Below are 17374 nucleotides of genomic sequence, written 5' to 3' on the forward strand. Positions count from 1 at the left end.
ACTCGGGTTACGTAATCATGTTTAGCCCTGAATCCAGTAATGACTGGTTAACTCAGGCAACTAGGTTTTGCATATGCTGCTGACTCTCATAAATAACTGCAAAATAGAGTCGTCCCATGGTACGTTCATTCAGATCACGATTTGTCAAAGGAGAAATAAGAGTTCCCGAGGAGAGTGGCAAGATGCCCATTCCCCTCTCTTTGGTGTACAAGATCTGCTGTTGATTTAAATTTTGAAGCAAGTGCTCATATTGGAAACGGGCAGGAACTGCGAGATTGAACTGTACCAGGCTGCTATGCAGCTGTGGATTGGTAATTAAGCAATCTACACCATGTTTAATTAAACTCATGGATTTTCGGGCATTTATTTCAACCAGAGGTTCAATTGACTGATCTTGTAATATCATAGAATCGATACAAACATCACCAAAATAGCCGTCTTGATATAATAAGCGTCCGATTTCTAACACTTGATCCGTATAACCGGAATCGTATAAGTGCGCTTTAAAGGATTCACTCATCGTATGTGAAGCACCGAATGCGTATCCATGATTATCTAGTTGTTGAAAAGAAACGATATGAACCTCGCCCGATTCATGAATATAAAGCTGGCAAGAGAAATCAAATTTACGATCCAGTAGAGGCTCTACGACAAAACGAATCAACTTTTCCTGTGCAGCTTGCTTATCCAGATGCTTGATCAAACGAAGCAAGGCTTTTTCGGAGTGAATGACGAAATTTCCTTTTCCGGACACACCAAACTCATCCTTTAATAGCACAGCTCCGTCACAAAGCATTTCTCTGGTGATCGCAAGTAGTTGCTCCCTCCCCTCAACCATTCTGCCGACATTCGGCAAGTTCAACCTATCGCGCATTTCAAGTGAGTACGATTTAGCATTAATTCGCCGTAAAGTATTTTGCTCGGGATAATGGGATGCAAGATGATACCTTTGTGCAAAAGCTAGTGTTCCAGGTATTACCGCAAACGCTTCCAAGGTTGCTTTTTCCAAAGAGAAGCAAGATAGTAGTTGATCCGTAACATGAGAGAGATTCATGATTTCAAAAACATTTAAGTGATCAATTTCGTTCTCCCTTTCTGAGGTAAACCATGCATTTCGGTTAATATGGATGTCATATCCGATCAAGCGAATGTACTCATATTGAGCGGAGTTCATGACGTGGCGCGTAAGCAGCAAGTCTCCGGTTTTACAAAAGACAAACAGAAGCTCGTCCATGGAATCAGTAATCTTCTTTGTTTGCATATTCTGTATGGCAGGAAGAGAAGCAAGCCGGGAATCGCGCCAATATTGCTCTGCTTCAAATGATCCACAATGTAGAGCAAAATTCATACACTGGCCGCCATCTTATGGATGAATTGCGAAAATTTCTGCACGGATTGCAGATGCTCCAGACTGAAATGATCAAAATCAACTTCAATATCGAACTCTTCTTCGATCCGTAAAATAAAATTGATAATCTGCAGTGAATCCATTCCTGCATCATGAGTCAGATCAGAGGATTCGTTCAGCTTGTTAACCAGGCTTGGGTCTTCCTTGATTTCAGCTATGATCTCAATAATTTTAGTTGTCATTGTATACAGCCTCCCTTTTTCGCAGTACCACTACGATATCTGTCTGAGGTACAAATAAATTGTAATTCGTTACATGCACTTGTCTCGTTTCGGTTACGGATTCAATCTTTAATTCAGGAGGAATACAGCGCTCAATGTGAGCAATTAACGATTCTTTCGTAAATCTCCAAATAACACCATCAATCGAAGAGTTCGCCATATAACCGCTTTCCATTGAAGAACCTGAAAGAGGCTTGAGAACAACCGGGTCGGCAATAATGACAGATCCACCGTCACGTAACAGTCTGGAGCTCTCAATGAAGGCTTTTTTGTGATGACGAATGTGATGAAAGCTTCGTGCAAACAAAATCATATCGCAGCTATGATCAGGTAAAGAAGTCGGCTTATCAATGAAGGCATGGATAAAAGAATCAAACCTTCCCCACTTCTTTCCAAGTTTCAGAGCATTTAAATTTGGATCCATGTTGAAAAAACGAACATCCTTCTGCTTGCGAAGATACTTGTTTAATAAACCTGTACCACAGCCCACCTGAAGAACATCGCCCTTTAAACGGGGTAAAACTTTGTAGACATTACGAGGAATAGGGAAATTTTGAACGTACATGGCTAATTCGTAGAAAATCGGATAACGCTCTTGCAATCGAACCAATTTACTTGTGTAGAAAGGCTTCCGCTTTTTGTGACGTTTAAAGTCCCATTTGTTCAAATAGTAGACAGGGGTTAACAGCAGGAACAGAATAATAAAGACACCTTGTACGCCATAAATCCCCAATTTTTTAAAACGATCATTGGAATTACGAGGCATCATTTGTTCAGAAGTATTGAAAATGATCACTCCCCTCTCACAACTTATAAGTGGTGTAGAACTCAATTCTAGCAAGATAGAGTGATCCAATATATGGTTGAATACGCCAAAAAATACAGATATACTGTCCGTAAGCAGTGCTTCCTACCAAATGACTTACGAAGCGGAGGAAATCTGATCATGCACGATTCAATCGTATTTAGAGAAGAGTATTTTTTTGACTCCTTTAGCCCCGTCCATTTGAAGCTGACAAAAGAAGAGCCGTTTACGATGCTGCATCACCATGATTTTGTTGAAATCGCTTATGTATATGAAGGAGAAGGGCTTCATCAGATCGGGGATCAATGTATCCTGGTCTCCAAGGGAGATTTGTTTGTTATCCCTCCTGGTGTATCACATGCGTTTCAACCACTGGATTTGAAAGAACAGGCCCCGTTATATATTATGAATTGTCTGTATAAGCCGTTTTTGGAGAAATCATTTTTTCGTGGAGGACGCACATGGTCTATGTTCGTCGAGCAACGTAATGAATTTCGCAATGTATTCAGACAAATGTTACATCAACAGGAGGCTGCTGCTGCGCCTTATTTGCCTGCTGCTCAATGCCAGCTACTGAATAAACTATTCTACATTCTCTACAATAGTAAACAGCAAAAGCTGTACAGAAAGACCGAGATCAAGGATTTTTCAATACACCGGGCAATTCAATATATGGGAACCCATTATAGGGATACACTTACACTTCAAAAAATAAGCCAGCTTGTTGCGATGAGTACAAGAAATTTTCAACGAATGTTTAAAAAAGAAACGGGTATCAGTTATATTCAGATGTTGCAACACATTCGTATGTTATACAGTTGCAAATTACTGGAGTATTCAAACTGGAGTGTTCAACAAATTGCTCAAGCGATTGGCATCGATGACATGAAATATTTTTACAAATTATTTAGAGAACATTGTGGAACGACTCCAGGGGCATATAGGAAATACATAGGGATTTCTACTGGGTTATTTCGGGAGGATACGACATGTTAGATATACAACCTCTCAAAAGTTTCGATACCCCCTTTCAAGTAACGTCTTGTATTGATGATCACTTCAAAACGGTTACTAATTGGCTAGGTAGGGATATGAGAACGATGTACGCAGATGCATGTGTCTTTGAGTACGATGCTGATCCACAAAAACTTTTGCTGGATCGCATCGTCTATCCCCGTTTAAACCTGAGTTATCTGGACACCTATCATGGTATAAAAGTTGATTTTAGAGATCGAGATTTCAGTGGGACTATGCTGAACAGCAACGAGGATGAAAAGCCATTTCTGGACATGCTGCAGTCTGAGTTAGGTGCCGGCATGGCTGTATTGGTAGGTATTGATGTGTACTATTGTCCATGGTCTGACGGGTATCACAAAACGCATGCACGGCATTCCTGTCTTGCTGTAGGCATAGACCAGAAAGACCAGAAAATAATGCTGGTGGATGCGTATTACGGACAAAAAAATATGGAGATGGAGCTCCAATTGTTTTTGAACATTTCATTTTACTACGCTATCTTTCGTATAACGCATCCCTGCTCTTTTCACAACGATTGGAAAGGACTGCTATCTTCCAGTTTATATGAACAAACGGGCGTGCCAACAATGCAAAACAGTATCCGGAACTTAGAGCAATTTGCTGAGGCATATTTAAAAGAAGGAATCGTTATTTCAGATCCCAAAATGGATACACAACACGCTATCTTTCAATGGATGAAGTTTTCATTGGCCAGACTTAGATATGCATCGTTTATCTTTTACTTACATGAACGTTCTCAGGAGAATATGTTCCATACGATTGGAGGACAATATTTAGAGCTTGCTAGAAGGTGGGATGCTATCATGAATCAGTCCATCAAATGTTGTTTTTCTGGCAATGCCTTGAGTCAGCGTCAGAAAATATATAATAAAATGCTTTTTATCATTCAACATGAGGAAGAATTGATAAATCAATTGCAGGATTTGGCGTAATCCACTATATATCTTATCTGTTCACTTCTGTAAATTTGAGGTTAATGAAGTTATCAAATCATACAGGAGTGATTTTTTTATGTTTCAACATCATCAGATTGCATTGAATCAATTGGTTGAGCTTTTAAAACCTGATCCTACGATCAGAGCCATTATAACGGCGGGCTCAATCGCTCAAGGTAAAGCCAGAGAAAACTCGGATATTGACGTTTACATTGTCGTTACAGATGAATCTTTTGAAGAAAGAAAATTGCAACATCAACTATCATATACAAATCATGAGATCTGTGATTATCCTGAAGGGTATATTGACGGCAAGATTATCAATTATCGTTTTTTGGAACTCGCTGCTGCACAAGGCAGTGAACCTACAAGGTATTCTTTCTTGGGTTCTAAGGCCGTGTATTCAACCATTCCTCAACTGGATGAACTTCTTCAGCGAATCCCTGTGTACCCGGAACAAAATCGCGAGAAAAATATAGTGGATTTTTATTCGGAAATTTACTTGCACGCTTTCTATTTTGCCGGAGAAGCCGTCAAAAAAAACAATCCTTATCTGCTCTCCCATACTGTTAGCAATTTAGTTTTATTTGCCGGTCGGGCAATTTTGGCGATAAATCATCAGTTGTTTCCCTGCCATAAAGGTCTGATGAATGCAGTCTCTAGAGTAACCAATAAACCAGAAGGCTTTGTAGAATTGACTAATGATCTCATCGCTCATCCCAATTACGAAAAATGTATGGATTATGCCAAGATCATGCTTGGATTCTATGATCCCGACATTGCATTCGAGCAAGCGCTTACTATTTTTGTGGCCAACAATGAATGGAACTGGATCGATCAGGAACCGCCTCTAGCGGATCGTTAAGCAGAATAAAGCGAATACTGAATTTTCAAAATATCATCTCCCAAAGTCAGGTATCGAATTGGAACAAACTAAAAGGCCATCACGGTCTGAGTGTGATGGCCTTGTGTGTTTATTTAACGTATTTACCTAGGTGTTAGAGCGTAAGCCCGCCGTCTGCTACAATGATGGAACCCGTCATATAGCTCGATCCATCTGATGCGAGGAATGCCACAAGCTCAGCAAGCTCCTCGGGCTCGGCATAACGCCCAATACGCATATTAGGGAATTCTTCCGGCATATAATCGCTGTCCTGAAGCATTTGTGGCACAGCTGCTGTGAGTGAAGTTGCTACTCCGCCAGGGCATATTGCATTCACACGAATTCCTTTCCTCACGTATTCAATGGCTGCTGCTTTTGTTAAACCTGCAACACCATGTTTACTTGCTGTGTACGCAGCCAAACTGTGCTCTGCGCGGATTGCAGTTGTGGAGGCTGTGTTAATGATATGGCCATAGCCTTGTTGATCCATCACCTTGAGCGCATACTTCATACCCAGGAAAATCCCCTTCAGGTTGACATCAATAATCTTAGAGAACTCGTCCAATGATATTTCGTGGAAGGGTTGGAATTTTTGGATAATGCCAGCATTGTTAAATGCTACATCAATCTTGCCAAACGATTCTACCGCTTTTTGAATATAGTTCTGAACATCTCCTTCGTTGGATACATCTGCCTGAATGAAAATGGCTTCTCCCTCCTGCCCTTTCACCAGTTCAAGAGTTTCATTTCCCGTAGCTTCATTAAAATCAACCAGTACTAATTTAGCTCCTCTTGAAGCCATAAGGACTGCACTTGCTCTACCGATGCCACTACCCGCCCCCGTAATCGTAATCACTTTCCCAGCCAGAGAATCTGATTTTTTGTTCACCGTTTGATTTGCTGCCTTTGGAGTCTCTTCTTCTACAAAAGTTACATTAGCGAGATCTGCTTTTAATGCAGACAAAATCGTTTCAGGCAAATCCACCTGAGGAATAGCGGCAAGTTGATCGAGTGTAAAATGGGAAGCCATTTTGAATGAAGGTTCGTTAATAAATTCTGGCAGATGTTTAGCAAGAAGTGCAGTTGCTTCCGCGTTATTTAATAATTCCGAAATTTTGATATTCTCATTGTAGTTTGTCATGTGATCCTCCAGTTGTTTGTTTTATGATAGTGATGCTATTATTGAAATGTGAATAATATCATTTTATGTCGAAACTTGCAATCCTTCAATTTATATTGGAATCGATGAATGCACTTCGCTGTTACAGCGATTTTCATGAATGAAATACCGGAATTTGCCGCAGAGAATCATTCAGTTGTATTTTCTTTTCTTCGTTTAATACGTCCCCTGCATATTCTATAATTACACCCAGTGGTACTCCCATGGCATCCGGATGAGGTTCCTCTCCAATCTCCGGCACAGCAGCAAGAATCAACTTTTTACACTTGTCATTCTTCCATAACGCCCCTAGTTTCACATCCAGGCTGTACTCCAGCACCTCTTCCTCAGGTAAATGCTCGAGATCTGCAGCAAATTCTCCGAATACACGGGTCATCCAGTTTGTACATAAACCAAACCATTGTGTAACGGAGGGCTCCACCATGCTGATCAGACCCATTGACGTTTGTGGACGGGCAAGGGACAGCCCATGAGTACCTGTAGGGAAAATATGCATCTCAAAAGGTACGTTTTGGCGAGTCAAAGCATCAGCAAACGCAAGGGAGTTACGCACAGGTACGAGCTTGTCATCGAATGTGTGGAATATAAATGTCGGGGGTGTGAGATGGTCCACCTTCTGATCTACTCCTGGAACAGGGACTGGAAAAATCGCTCTCATTTCTTCGAGAATACAAGGATAACCAAGAATCAAGGCATCAGGACGATCAGAACCCATCGTACTTAGTGCGGCAGCCAAATGTCCACCTGCGGAGAAACCACAGACGGCAATTTTTCGCGGATGAATGTCCCACTCTGCACTATGTGTGCGAATAAGCTTCAAGGCCTCTTCTGCATCGTTGAGAGGTCGTGGAAACGCAGCATCTTGATTGAGCGAGTAACGTAAAATAAAAGCCTGATATCCTTCAGCCAAAAAAGCAATCGCAACCGGTCCAGCCTCCCGATCAGAGCAGACCCTGTACCCTCCGCCAGGGAGGATAAGTACCGCTGGCCGTTGTTTTATATTTGGCATTTCGGGTGATGAATCTAGCAGATAGGCAGTCAGGGTAACATTTGTATTGCTCAAGTCATACGATAGAACTTTCATACACGTGCAGGTCTCCTCTTTTATAAGTTTAAGTTTCAAAGAAAAAGGAATACTTCCATTGTAGATTTCAGAGAAAGGCCCTGCTATAACGCGATACAAAGATCAAATAGCGAAATCGAAAGAAACCGTTCCAAGCAAAAAAACCGCGAGATCGCGGTTTTTTTGCAGTCAAACAACCTGTATGCTGTGAATATACGAATTCAGAAAAGAACCGGGAATTCATACAATCCACGAATAATCATGCCGGGGCGCCATTTTAATGGTTCGGGCTCGTCCTTGAATTGAATATCCGGCATTCTACGCAGAAGTTCATGAATTGCAATTTCTCCTTCAAGTCTGGCAAGTGGTGCTCCAAGACAAAAGTGAACACCTTTACCAAAAGCGAGGTGATTGTTTACCTTACGTGTGATATCAAAAGTATCCGGATCAGGAAATTGATCCTCATCGCGATTCGCGGAAGAAAAGGACACAAATAACATCTCACCTTTACGTATGTGTTTGCCCCCGAACTCCACATCCTCTGTAGCCCAGCGAATGTTACTTACTTCAGCAGGACCATTATAACGCAAAATTTCTTCAATAGCTGGCCCAATAAGTTCAGGCTGCTCCAATAATAATTGTTTCTGTTCTGGATTTTCGATCAAGGCTAACATACCATTTCCAATCAGGTTTACGGTAGTTTCATGGCCAGCGATAATCAATACAAAAACAAGGGCGTATAATTCTTGTTCGGATAATACATCCCCTTCTTCCTCAACAGTAATGAGGTCACTGATTAAGTCTTCTTGAAGTGACTGTCTTCGATCTGCAATCAGTGTCTGTAAATACTCTACAAATGCGCGCATGACTTGATCACTTTGCTCGTTCAGCTCGGGATTGTTGAACCCTTCCATAATGATATTGGACCATTCGCGAAATTGAATCTGATCTTTATGAGGCACACCCAGCATTTCGCAGATGACGATGATCGGTAAAGGGAAAGCGTAGTCCTCTATCAGATTCATCTCTCTCTTCCCTTTTGCTAAAACTTGATCCAGTAAATCATTGCTAATCTCATAGATTCGGTTCCGGAGGCGTTCAATCATACGAGGAGTGAATGCTTTTTGGATAAGTCTTCTTAATCGGCGGTGATCTTCAGGCGAGACACTAAGCAAATTGCGTGAGATGATCTCCTGATGAGGAGGAGCTGAACCAGGGGACTGTTGCACATAAGGAGGATTGGTTACAAAACGCTGATGGTCTTGCAAAATAGTTGAAACATCCTCGTAGCCAGTTACTAACCAGGCAAAATGCCCGCTAGGTAAAAGGAAACGGTGAACAGGGTCTTCCTTTCTCAAATGCTCGTATACAGGGAAAGGATTTTGAATAAATGCTTGATCCATAAAATCGACTTTAGATTGAGACTCGTTTTTATTTCCATGCGTAAACATAACTTCACTTCCCCTTCTTAAAATGATAGTTATAATATCAATACGATATATATTCTATCACGCACCGATATGACTTTCAAATTTTGATAAATTGATCATTTTTTGTATAGAAAAGCGCACAAGAATATGTTGTGCGCTTAGAATAATCGATATTAATCCAGGTTTTAAATCAGTTGAATCGTCATCAACTTGAGATCTAACTTATCCAGTTCTTCCTCCGGTGTGTTGAACGAAGGATAACTGGACAGCTCACGTATGCTTGCTTCCCCCATAGGGCCAATGATTGAAGGATCCAAGGAACCAAGCGTAGGTGAAAGCTCTTGCAGCATACTCCGGCTCTCTTCATTACGAAGCAACACATTGAGAGGGGTGCGTGTACTCAGTGTTTCTTTGTATGGAGTAGAAGGCATATAATTAAAGTCGTAATTGCCGCTGGCTACTTCAATGCAGACTTCATGGTCACCCTGTAATACCGGAAGACCGGCATCTGATAGTACAATCCCGTTCATGATGACCCGGTCAATAATTGCGCGTGGCAGCTTAATTGTTGCTGTCGCATTAAAGGGAACGGAGAAGCTTAAATACAATTTGCCTTGCTCGTCAAACTTCCATTCACTTCTGTAAGCTCCAGCTACCGTATCAATGTGGGCTTTAGTCCATTGAATTCTGAAATCTGGCATTGGCGCAAGCACGGTATGACGGAAACCAGGCCGATCTTCAGCAGGATTGATTCCAGCCATGTAACGATACATCCATTCCACGATCGCGCCATAAGCGTAATGATTCAACGAATTCATACCACTCTCGTTAATGTTCCCATCGGGTAAGATGGAGTTCCACCGTTCCCAGATGGTTGTAGCTCCTAAATTAACGGCATATAACCAGCTCGGGTAATCATCATTAAGCAAGAGTGTGTAAGCCACATCATTGCTTCCGTGTGCAGACAGAACACGATTCAAATAGGGCGTACCAACAAATCCTGTTTTCAGATGATTTTGATCCTTGCGTACGCGCATGAGGAGGTCTTCCTTTATTCGCGCTATATACTGTTCCGGTACGAGATTCATATACAATGCGACCGCATATGCGGTTTGGGTATCCACTGCCAAACGCCCGTTTGCTGTGAAAAATTCATTTTGAATGGCTGCTCTAACTTCCTGGGCCAGCTTTTCGTAGGAGGCAGCAAGTTCATCGTGTCCAAGCACCTTTGCGGCTTTGGCAACAATGTCCGAGGAGTACGCGTAATATGCTGAAGCGATGAAGAAAGGATCTGTCCCGCCCATCGGTGAATCGGGATTATCTCCATCTAGTGCCAACCAATCACCAAAGTGGAAACCTACTGTCCAGAGTCTAGCTCCCCCGGACTCTTCATCAGAACGTTTAATGTAATCTACCCATGCCTTCATGCTATCAAATTGTTGCTCCAGAATGGCCTTATCTCCGGAATGTACATACGTATTCCAAGGAATAATGGTTGCCGCATCTCCCCAAGCGCTTGAGCCACCGCCCTGCACTCGGCCCACAGGAACGACCATCGGAACCATTCCATCCCGTTCCTCCTGCTCCATCCACAAATCATAACCATATTTATTGAAAAAAGCATATGTGTCCATATTGTAGTTAGCCGTACCTGAGAAAACCTGTGCGTCTCCAGTCCAGCCCATGCGCTCATCCCGCTGAGGACAATCTGTAGGCGTGTCCAGGAAATTCCCCTTTTGTCCCCATAGTGCATTTTGGAATAATCGATTAACACCGGCGTGACTGGTTTCCAGATAACCAATACGATCCATATCGGAGTAAACTACACAGCCTGTAAAATCATTCAAATCCAGCACTCCAGGCCAGCCTTCTACCTTGACATACCTGAAGCCGTAAAAGGTGAAGTATGGACGTACAACCGCTTCCTCCCCATTTGCTGTATATACGTATTCCGCTTTGGCTGACCGAAGGTTTTCACGGAAAAAGTTTCCTTCCTGCAATACTTCGCCGTATTGCAAGCGGATCATGGTTCCTCGGGGTGCTGTTGTACGGAATTGAAGCCAGCCGACCATATTTTGTCCCATATCAATCACGGTTTCACCTGCTGGTGTGGTCAGAACAGATACAGGGTTTATCGTTTCCTTGATGACTACCGGGAGACTTCTTCTAGCTTGCAGCCGTTCGTATCCCAGATCGATTTCATGAACCGGATAGGTTTCACTTACGTCCAGTGTGGCATCGTTTATTTCTCCATCATAGATGTTGCCATCCAGTACATGGGAGCGAGTGGCGTGCCAAGACAGGTCCGATGGAATGACTTCTTCCGTACCATCGGCGTAAGTAATCACGAATTCCGACAACAAAGCAAAATGATCCCCATACAAATTGGCTGTTGTGTCACCTTCGAAACCAAAACGACCCTTGTACCAGCCGTTACCCAGGCGCACATCCACGGAATTTGTACCTACCCGTAGCAAATCTGTAATATCGTATGTCTGATATTGCAGCCATTTGTGATATGCATTATAATGCGGAGTCAGATATTCCTCCCCTGCTTTGACCCCGTTTAATTCCAATTCATATATGCCCAAACCGCAAATGTAGGCTCTTGCCTCCGTAATTGGACCTCTTAATTCGAAGCTTTTTTTCATCACGGGATGAATATCCCTGTCCAGATCAGGTGTTATCCACGTGGCCGTCCAGGATTCATCCATTTTTGCTGTTTCAAACCAGGCAGTTTCACTAACGGCCTGTTCCCCACGTTCATTCCACACGGTAACTCTCCAGAAGTATCGTGTCCGTAGAGCTAATTCCAAATTTGGCGAGTACGCAAGTGAATTGATATCCTGTTTCTTCCCGCTGTTAAATACGAGCTGTGAAAAAGATTCATCAAGAGCGATTTCGAACTGTGCCGCAATTTGTTTCGTTGCCGTAGTATCTGTAACCATGTAAGAAAAGCTTGGATTGGATATTTCGAATCCTAGTGGATTGGAGATATGATTTGTTTTTAGCTTCGTAACCTTCATCTTTGTAACCTCCTGTGTCAATTCGCGTAATTCACTGGAAATCATTCGATGTAATGATCTAGTCTCCCGTGGATTGATACCACTCGTTTACTTCTTTTGTAATTTGTCTCCCGCCGGAATTCATCCACTTTTGTACAAACTCATCAAACGCAGCAAGTGGCTCCTCTCCATAAATAATCGAGTTGAAGGTTTCGATTTCAATTTTTTGCAAATAGGTGTTTCGAGCTTGCATTGTTTTGGTCGGAGGGCCTTGAAACAGATTACTGCGATCAATGTGCCTCTGTTGATTCTCCACAGCATCTGCCTGCATGGCAGGAAATTGTGTTTCATCCTTGGGGTCGATCCCCATACTTAGTAATATAGCGCGATCATGGGAATTGAGAGTTTTACCTTGGCCCATTTTCAGTGATGCTGCTTTGATTCGGGAAGGATAACTCGCGTATTGTCCCATCAGGGTGTATTTATACGTGCTTGCTTTTCCTCCAGGAATGTCCTTGCTGTTGCTATTTACGGATCCATCCGAGTTGAGTACATAATCATACCCGTTTTGATAAGCGCTAAGATACAAGGGATCATCGGTTACTGTAGCTTCGTATAAATAGTTCTGATACTTGAAGAATGCCTGTAAAGCTTCTTCTGAGATATGCCGGCTTATCATCAAAGCTCCGCTGTACGAGTTTCCTTTCATGCGACCCGCAGTTCCGTCCACTCCAGCAGGGATCGGATAAGGAACGAATTGAGCTGACTGGTCCTTGGCTTTTAGTTGCTGGAAAGGATAGTCACTAAACCAGCGGGGGCCAGCAACTATACCTACTTTTCCATCAATGATGTTCTGATTCACTTGACTAAAGTCTTGAAGTGCTAGGTTATTTCCAATGTAACCTTTCCTTTTCCATGATTTTAATGTCGCAAGTGCCTGTTTGATCTGGGGCTGAACACTGCCGTACACGAGCTGGCCTTTTTCATCCTTGCTCCATATACTTGGGATCGCCCCGTATGCACCGAATACCCATGAGATATCCCCTATCGGTGAGACGACGTACTGGTCTTTAATTGCAAAATCAATACCGTACGTGTCCTGTTTGCCATTTCCGTCCGGATCATCATAGGTAAAGGCATTCATGACGGTCTCCAGTTCGTTCAGATTGTTAGGAGCTTTGAGATTCAAGTGCTCCAGCCAGTCCTTGCGAATCCAGAGAACAGACTGTGATGTTTGCTCCGTAATGATCGGAATAGCCATACGCTTTCCATTGATCTCAAAAGGTTTCCAGGCTTCTGGCACTTCTGCCATTGCTGCTTTCCATGTGGGGGAAGCATAACGCTCCCAGGCTTCTCCTGCATCCAAGAGTTTTCCTGAAAGCATAAACGTGTTGACTGTATCCATCACATTCGACGTAAAAACATCAGGTAATACATCATCGGAAGAGAGCATTAACCTAAGCTTCATATCATAGTCTTCAACTGGAGCACTCCATTTTGTGCGAATGTTTACACCCAGTGTGTTATAAGCCCAGCGGATATGTACATTATCTGCAACATTTTCGCCGTTTTTATATACAATTGTCGGTTCATTCATTTTGACTGTTGTCAATACAACTGCTGATTTATCGGGCTCAGGTTGTGGCTCCTTAGGACTACACCCTTCAGTGAGCAGGATCAGACATAAGAATGAAAGAGAAAGATAAATTGGTTTCCAGTTCATACGAATCAAGCTCCTTCATCATCATCATATCGTGCCAGTGGTTGAGTCTAAATAACGCTTTTTCAACATTACATAATTCATTCTTAACCTTTTTTCATATGTAAGTTAAATGGCTTGTAATTCAGAGTTGGCAAGCCTACAATAAGGTGAATTTAGTTCTTGTCAGGGGGAATTTCAGATTGAGAGAGAAATACAGAACATTTCTGAGCATGGTAGCAATTACGTTTATTATGCTTGTTGCCGTTCTTATCATGTATACATTTTCTGTTCAATCCAGTCTGGATACGGTGCAGAAGGACATTAAAACGAATAATCTCAATCGTGTGCAATTTGTAGTGAATTCGCTGGATCAAAGCCTGGATCGGTTAAACATGTTATCCATCTCGATGGAAACAGATAACTCCATTGCTTTGTTACGCTCGGTTGATGTGATGAGCTCCTACGAACAGGTACAATTAATTCAGAATATTGCTACAAGAGTCAATCTTCAAAGTTTGTCAGAAGGATGGAACAACAAAATCTCCATCTATTCTACACTTTTGAAACAATGGATTATCTCTTCCGAGATGGGCATGAAAGCTCCTATCGTCAACTCCAATAATACAGGTTGGCATTTTGATAAAGCATCAGATAAATACTACAAATATAAAGTGATGCCCCAGACTATTATCCGACTTGAGTTCCCTCGAAGTAATCTTGAAGATATTGTAGAGAACTCCCATCAGGGAGAGAATGAGTCTGTATTTTATAATATTAACGGGGATTCCATCACACGTAAGCAGACCAGCCCGGTAACATCTAATATTGTAAAGGAGATCGCAAAACATCTTCAACCTACCTCCGGTTCTGAAACCGTGTCTGTAAACGAAGAAAAGTATATCGTAAACTACGTATACTCTCATCAGCTCGGATGGTATTTGATTGACTTCATGCCGCTTGACAGGGCTTTACAACCCATTCGTTTCACTCAGTTCTGGTTCTATGCTTCTTGTATCATGCTGTTTATAGCAGGAATTACAATCATTGTGGTTCTCTTCCGTAAAGTACAGATTCCAATTCTCGCCTTGTTGAAAGGTGTTCGACTTTTGAAACATGGTGACTTCTCTTATCGAATACAGCGGGAGAGCAGTAACGAGTTTGATTTTTTATATGGACAATTTAATGATATGGCTGGGCAAATTGAGGATCTGATTGAAAAAGTGTATAAAGAGAAAATTGTAGCAAGGGAAGCTGTGTTAAAGCAGCTGCAGGCTCAAATTAATCCTCATTTTCTGTATAATTGCCTTTTCTTTATCAACAATATGACGAGATTGGGCAATGAGGAAGCGGTGACAGCCATGACACAAAATCTGGCTGAATATTTCAGGTACACGACGCGATTGGACGAACCTATGACAACCCTGGAAAAAGAGATGGGGATCATACGCAACTATCTTAAAATTCAGAGCTTACGTATGGATCGGCTCTCCTACCAGATTGAATTTCCAGAGGAATTAAAGACTGTGCCGATTCCGAAACTGCTCATTCAACCTTTGGTGGAAAACAGCATCATTCATGGTATTGAAAAAAAGCGTGATTCTGGCGTCATACACGTCTCAATAAAACGTATTGAGCATGGGATCTGCATCAGGATAGATGATGACGGGAAAGGAATGAGTACGGATGATATCCATGCGCTTAAGGCCAGGATTTCAGAACCTCCGATCGATACGGTGGGATGTGCGCTTTGGAACATTTCGGAACGCTTAAGAATACATGATCCTGTTCATTCACATCTCGAGTTTGAGCAAAGCCCTCTGGGTGGTCTACGCGTCCAGTTACATTGGTCTCTTGAACCACAACCGAGTGAAAACACGGAGTGAGTTATGGAATTGACCTCATGGATCTCCTCCGTTTAACCAATAATTTGCACCAAAACAAAGGCACCTGGATTGTTTTAATCCAAGTGCCTTTTCTCTGGCCTATTGTTGCTTCACGGTATCATACCACTCATTTACTTCTTTGATGATGTTATCTCCTCCAGATGATTTCCACTTTGCAACAAAAGAATCGAATTCATCGACGGGCTTTTTGCCATAAATAATTTCAATATAGGAGTCTATCTGCATTTTGGTTAATAATTCCTGCCTGGAAAGCATCGTTTTGGTTGAAGGACCTTGGAAATACTCAGGTACATCGATATCACTTTGATCCATCGCAACCAGCAATGCTTTTGAAGAAAAGGCCTCCAGAGGATTAGATGTGTCATTGCCAAGAATACCTGTTGGTGCCAATGCCGCTAACTCTTGATTACTCAACGTTTCGTTTTTAGCCATTTTAACATTGGCTTCTAACCTTTTGGAAGGATATACGGCGTCCGAGCCAGTAATCGTATATTTCATCGTTGAAACCTTGCCACCCGTAATTTTACTCTCATCCATAACCGCTTTTCCATTCTCAATTACATAATCGTAACCATCCTGAAAACCCTTGAATAGCAATGGATCATTTGAGTTATATGCCTCATACAATGCATTTTGATAATGGAAAAACGCTTGTAGAGCTTCTTCTGAAATATCTTTATTGATCAGGATCGCACTCGTGTATGGTTCCGCGATTATTCGCATATTTTTTCCATCTGCTCCCTTAGGAATCGGATATGGATTATAAATCGCATTGGGATTGGATGCCAGCAGCATCGATCCCGGATAAACCATCATCCAGTTTTCTCCGCCCAGCATACCCACTTTTCCAGAGGCAACGTTCTCAGCTACTTTATTAAAATCGTGGAGAGCAATGTCACTCGCAATGTATCCCTTGTTCATCCACTCATTGAGTTTGCTCAAACCTGACTTGACCTCTGGTTGAATGGATCCATACTTGAGGTTACCATCCGTGTCTGGATACCAGCGTTCCGGTATAGCTCCAAACATTCCAAAGAACCATGAAGTATCACCCATAGGTGAGCCGACGACTTGATCTTTCATCGCGAGTTCCAGAGCTAAAGTGTCCTTTTTTCCATTGCCATCAGGATCTTGATTCACAAAAGCATCCATCACCTTCTCGAGCTCATCCAATGTGGTTGGCGCTTTAAGGTTTAACTTATCGAGCCAATCCTGTCTGATCCAAAGTACAGACTGGGTTCCAGCTGTAGGGCGAAGTACCGGTATGGCAAATTTTTTGCCATCTTTCATGAAAGGATACCAAGCGGTGGGTTCCTCTGCGACAGCTGCTTTCCAGGTATCCGATGCGTATTTGTCGAATGCTTCTGTTACGTCAAGCAATTTTCCTGAGTCAATAAAAGTGTTAATCGTGTTGGATTGGCTTGAATTGGCTACGAACAGATCAGGTATCTGGTCTCCGGAAGACAACATTAGCTTCAGCTTGGTGTCGTAATCTACCGCAGAGGATGTCCATAACGTTTTCATTTCTACTCCGAGCGTATCTTTGGCCCAGCGGGTATGGACATTGTCCATATAATTTTCACCATTTTTGAATTTGACTGTAGGGTCCTCGCTTCTCACCATTGTTACCGATACCGCAGGCTCGATTTTTCCATTCACAATCGTAATTTCTTTTGCAGGTCCATTCGATTTGGCTGCCTCTTCTTTATTGCTGCATGCGGCTAACAGACTAAAGCTCATCGCAAGAAGCAGACATCCCCAGATCATTTTTCTTTGTTTTTTCATGCTTTTCCCCCCAAG

At 42.3% G+C, this 17374-nt stretch carries 13 protein-coding genes; 4 read left to right on the forward strand and 9 right to left on the reverse strand.

The features are described 5' to 3' along the window. Positions 1–52: 52 nt before the first annotated feature. From AB4Z30_RS25160 to AB4Z30_RS25170, 3 genes are all read right to left on the reverse strand, one after another. Complete coding sequence (locus AB4Z30_RS25160) at positions 53–1234, reverse strand: hypothetical protein (RefSeq protein ID WP_441930170.1); 1182 nt, start codon at positions 1232–1234, stop codon at positions 53–55. A gap of 110 nt (positions 1235–1344) precedes the next feature. Next, positions 1345–1590 (reverse strand): acyl carrier protein, encoded by a 246-nt coding sequence (locus tag AB4Z30_RS25165; protein WP_441930171.1) that lies wholly within the window; start codon positions 1588–1590, stop codon positions 1345–1347. After that, the gene (locus tag AB4Z30_RS25170) at positions 1580–2425 is read right to left on the reverse strand and encodes a class I SAM-dependent methyltransferase (RefSeq protein WP_441930172.1); all 846 of its coding nucleotides are present in this window, start codon (positions 2423–2425) and stop codon (positions 1580–1582) included. The genes AB4Z30_RS25165 and AB4Z30_RS25170 overlap by 11 nt, the downstream gene beginning before the upstream one ends. A gap of 150 nt (positions 2426–2575) precedes the next feature. On the opposite strand from AB4Z30_RS25170, the gene AB4Z30_RS25175 reads away from it, so the two are divergent. From AB4Z30_RS25175 to AB4Z30_RS25185, 3 genes are all read left to right on the forward strand, one after another. Continuing rightward, positions 2576–3430: a helix-turn-helix domain-containing protein gene (locus tag AB4Z30_RS25175; protein ID WP_441930173.1), complete on the forward strand. Its 855-nt coding sequence runs from the start codon at positions 2576–2578 to the stop codon at positions 3428–3430. Further along, on the forward strand, positions 3424–4404 hold the full coding sequence (locus AB4Z30_RS25180; protein ID WP_441930174.1) for a hypothetical protein: 981 nt from the start codon (positions 3424–3426) through the stop codon (positions 4402–4404). The genes AB4Z30_RS25175 and AB4Z30_RS25180 overlap by 7 nt, the downstream gene beginning before the upstream one ends. A 79-nt stretch (positions 4405–4483) precedes the next feature. Beyond that, positions 4484–5272 carry a nucleotidyltransferase domain-containing protein gene (locus tag AB4Z30_RS25185; protein WP_441930175.1) on the forward strand — a complete coding sequence of 263 codons (789 nt, stop codon included), beginning with the start codon at positions 4484–4486 and terminating at the stop codon, positions 5270–5272. A gap of 133 nt (positions 5273–5405) precedes the next feature. Here AB4Z30_RS25185 and AB4Z30_RS25190 read toward each other — a convergent pair whose 3' ends face one another. The 5 genes from AB4Z30_RS25190 to AB4Z30_RS25210 form a co-directional block, all read right to left on the reverse strand. Continuing rightward, a complete protein-coding gene (locus AB4Z30_RS25190) occupies positions 5406–6158 on the reverse strand; it encodes an SDR family NAD(P)-dependent oxidoreductase (RefSeq protein ID WP_441930210.1) in 753 nt (250 codons plus the stop codon). A 406-nt stretch (positions 6159–6564) separates the two neighbouring features. After that, positions 6565–7554 (reverse strand): alpha/beta hydrolase, encoded by a 990-nt coding sequence (locus AB4Z30_RS25195; RefSeq protein ID WP_441930176.1) that lies wholly within the window; start codon positions 7552–7554, stop codon positions 6565–6567. Positions 7555–7754: 200 nt separating this feature from the next. Next, positions 7755–8984 (reverse strand): cytochrome P450 family protein, encoded by a 1230-nt coding sequence (locus AB4Z30_RS25200; RefSeq protein ID WP_441930177.1) that lies wholly within the window; start codon positions 8982–8984, stop codon positions 7755–7757. A gap of 164 nt (positions 8985–9148) precedes the next feature. Next, a complete protein-coding gene (locus AB4Z30_RS25205; protein WP_441930178.1) occupies positions 9149–11989 on the reverse strand; it encodes a family 78 glycoside hydrolase catalytic domain in 2841 nt (946 codons plus the stop codon). 58 nt (positions 11990–12047) lie between these two features. Next, positions 12048–13691 (reverse strand): hypothetical protein, encoded by a 1644-nt coding sequence (locus AB4Z30_RS25210; RefSeq protein WP_441930179.1) that lies wholly within the window; start codon positions 13689–13691, stop codon positions 12048–12050. 179 nt (positions 13692–13870) lie between these two features. Here AB4Z30_RS25210 and AB4Z30_RS25215 point away from each other — a divergent pair, with 179 nt between their 5' ends. Beyond that, positions 13871–15553 (forward strand): sensor histidine kinase, encoded by a 1683-nt coding sequence (locus tag AB4Z30_RS25215; protein ID WP_441930180.1) that lies wholly within the window; start codon positions 13871–13873, stop codon positions 15551–15553. Positions 15554–15652: 99 nt separating this feature from the next. Here AB4Z30_RS25215 and AB4Z30_RS25220 read toward each other — a convergent pair whose 3' ends face one another. Next, positions 15653–17359 carry a sugar ABC transporter gene (locus tag AB4Z30_RS25220; RefSeq protein ID WP_441930181.1) on the reverse strand — a complete coding sequence of 569 codons (1707 nt, stop codon included), beginning with the start codon at positions 17357–17359 and terminating at the stop codon, positions 15653–15655. Positions 17360–17374 lie beyond the last annotated feature (15 nt).

The organism is Paenibacillus sp. 2TAF8 (assembly GCF_052114825.1).
In the GTDB taxonomy this organism is placed as follows: Bacteria; Bacillota; Bacilli; order Paenibacillales; family Paenibacillaceae; genus Paenibacillus.

Bases quoted from the DNA above. Each gene is read 5' to 3' on its own strand.
- AB4Z30_RS25165 (WP_441930171.1), bottom strand. From the start codon at position 1,590: ATGACAACTAAAATTATTGAGATCATAGCTGAAATCAAGGAAGACCCA.
- AB4Z30_RS25160 (WP_441930170.1), bottom strand. From the start codon at position 1,234: ATGGACGAGCTTCTGTTTGTCTTTTGTAAAACCGGAGACTTGCTGCTT.
- AB4Z30_RS25180 (WP_441930174.1), top strand. From the start codon at position 3,424: ATGTTAGATATACAACCTCTCAAAAGTTTCGATACCCCCTTTCAAGTA.
- AB4Z30_RS25175 (WP_441930173.1), top strand. From the start codon at position 2,576: ATGCACGATTCAATCGTATTTAGAGAAGAGTATTTTTTTGACTCCTTT.
- AB4Z30_RS25200 (WP_441930177.1), bottom strand. From the start codon at position 8,984: ATGTTTACGCATGGAAATAAAAACGAGTCTCAATCTAAAGTCGATTTT.
- AB4Z30_RS25210 (WP_441930179.1), bottom strand. From the start codon at position 13,691: ATGAACTGGAAACCAATTTATCTTTCTCTTTCATTCTTATGTCTGATC.
- AB4Z30_RS25185 (WP_441930175.1), top strand. From the start codon at position 4,484: ATGTTTCAACATCATCAGATTGCATTGAATCAATTGGTTGAGCTTTTA.
- AB4Z30_RS25205 (WP_441930178.1), bottom strand. From the start codon at position 11,989: ATGAAGGTTACGAAGCTAAAAACAAATCATATCTCCAATCCACTAGGA.
- AB4Z30_RS25220 (WP_441930181.1), bottom strand. From the start codon at position 17,359: ATGAAAAAACAAAGAAAAATGATCTGGGGATGTCTGCTTCTTGCGATG.
- AB4Z30_RS25195 (WP_441930176.1), bottom strand. From the start codon at position 7,554: ATGAAAGTTCTATCGTATGACTTGAGCAATACAAATGTTACCCTGACT.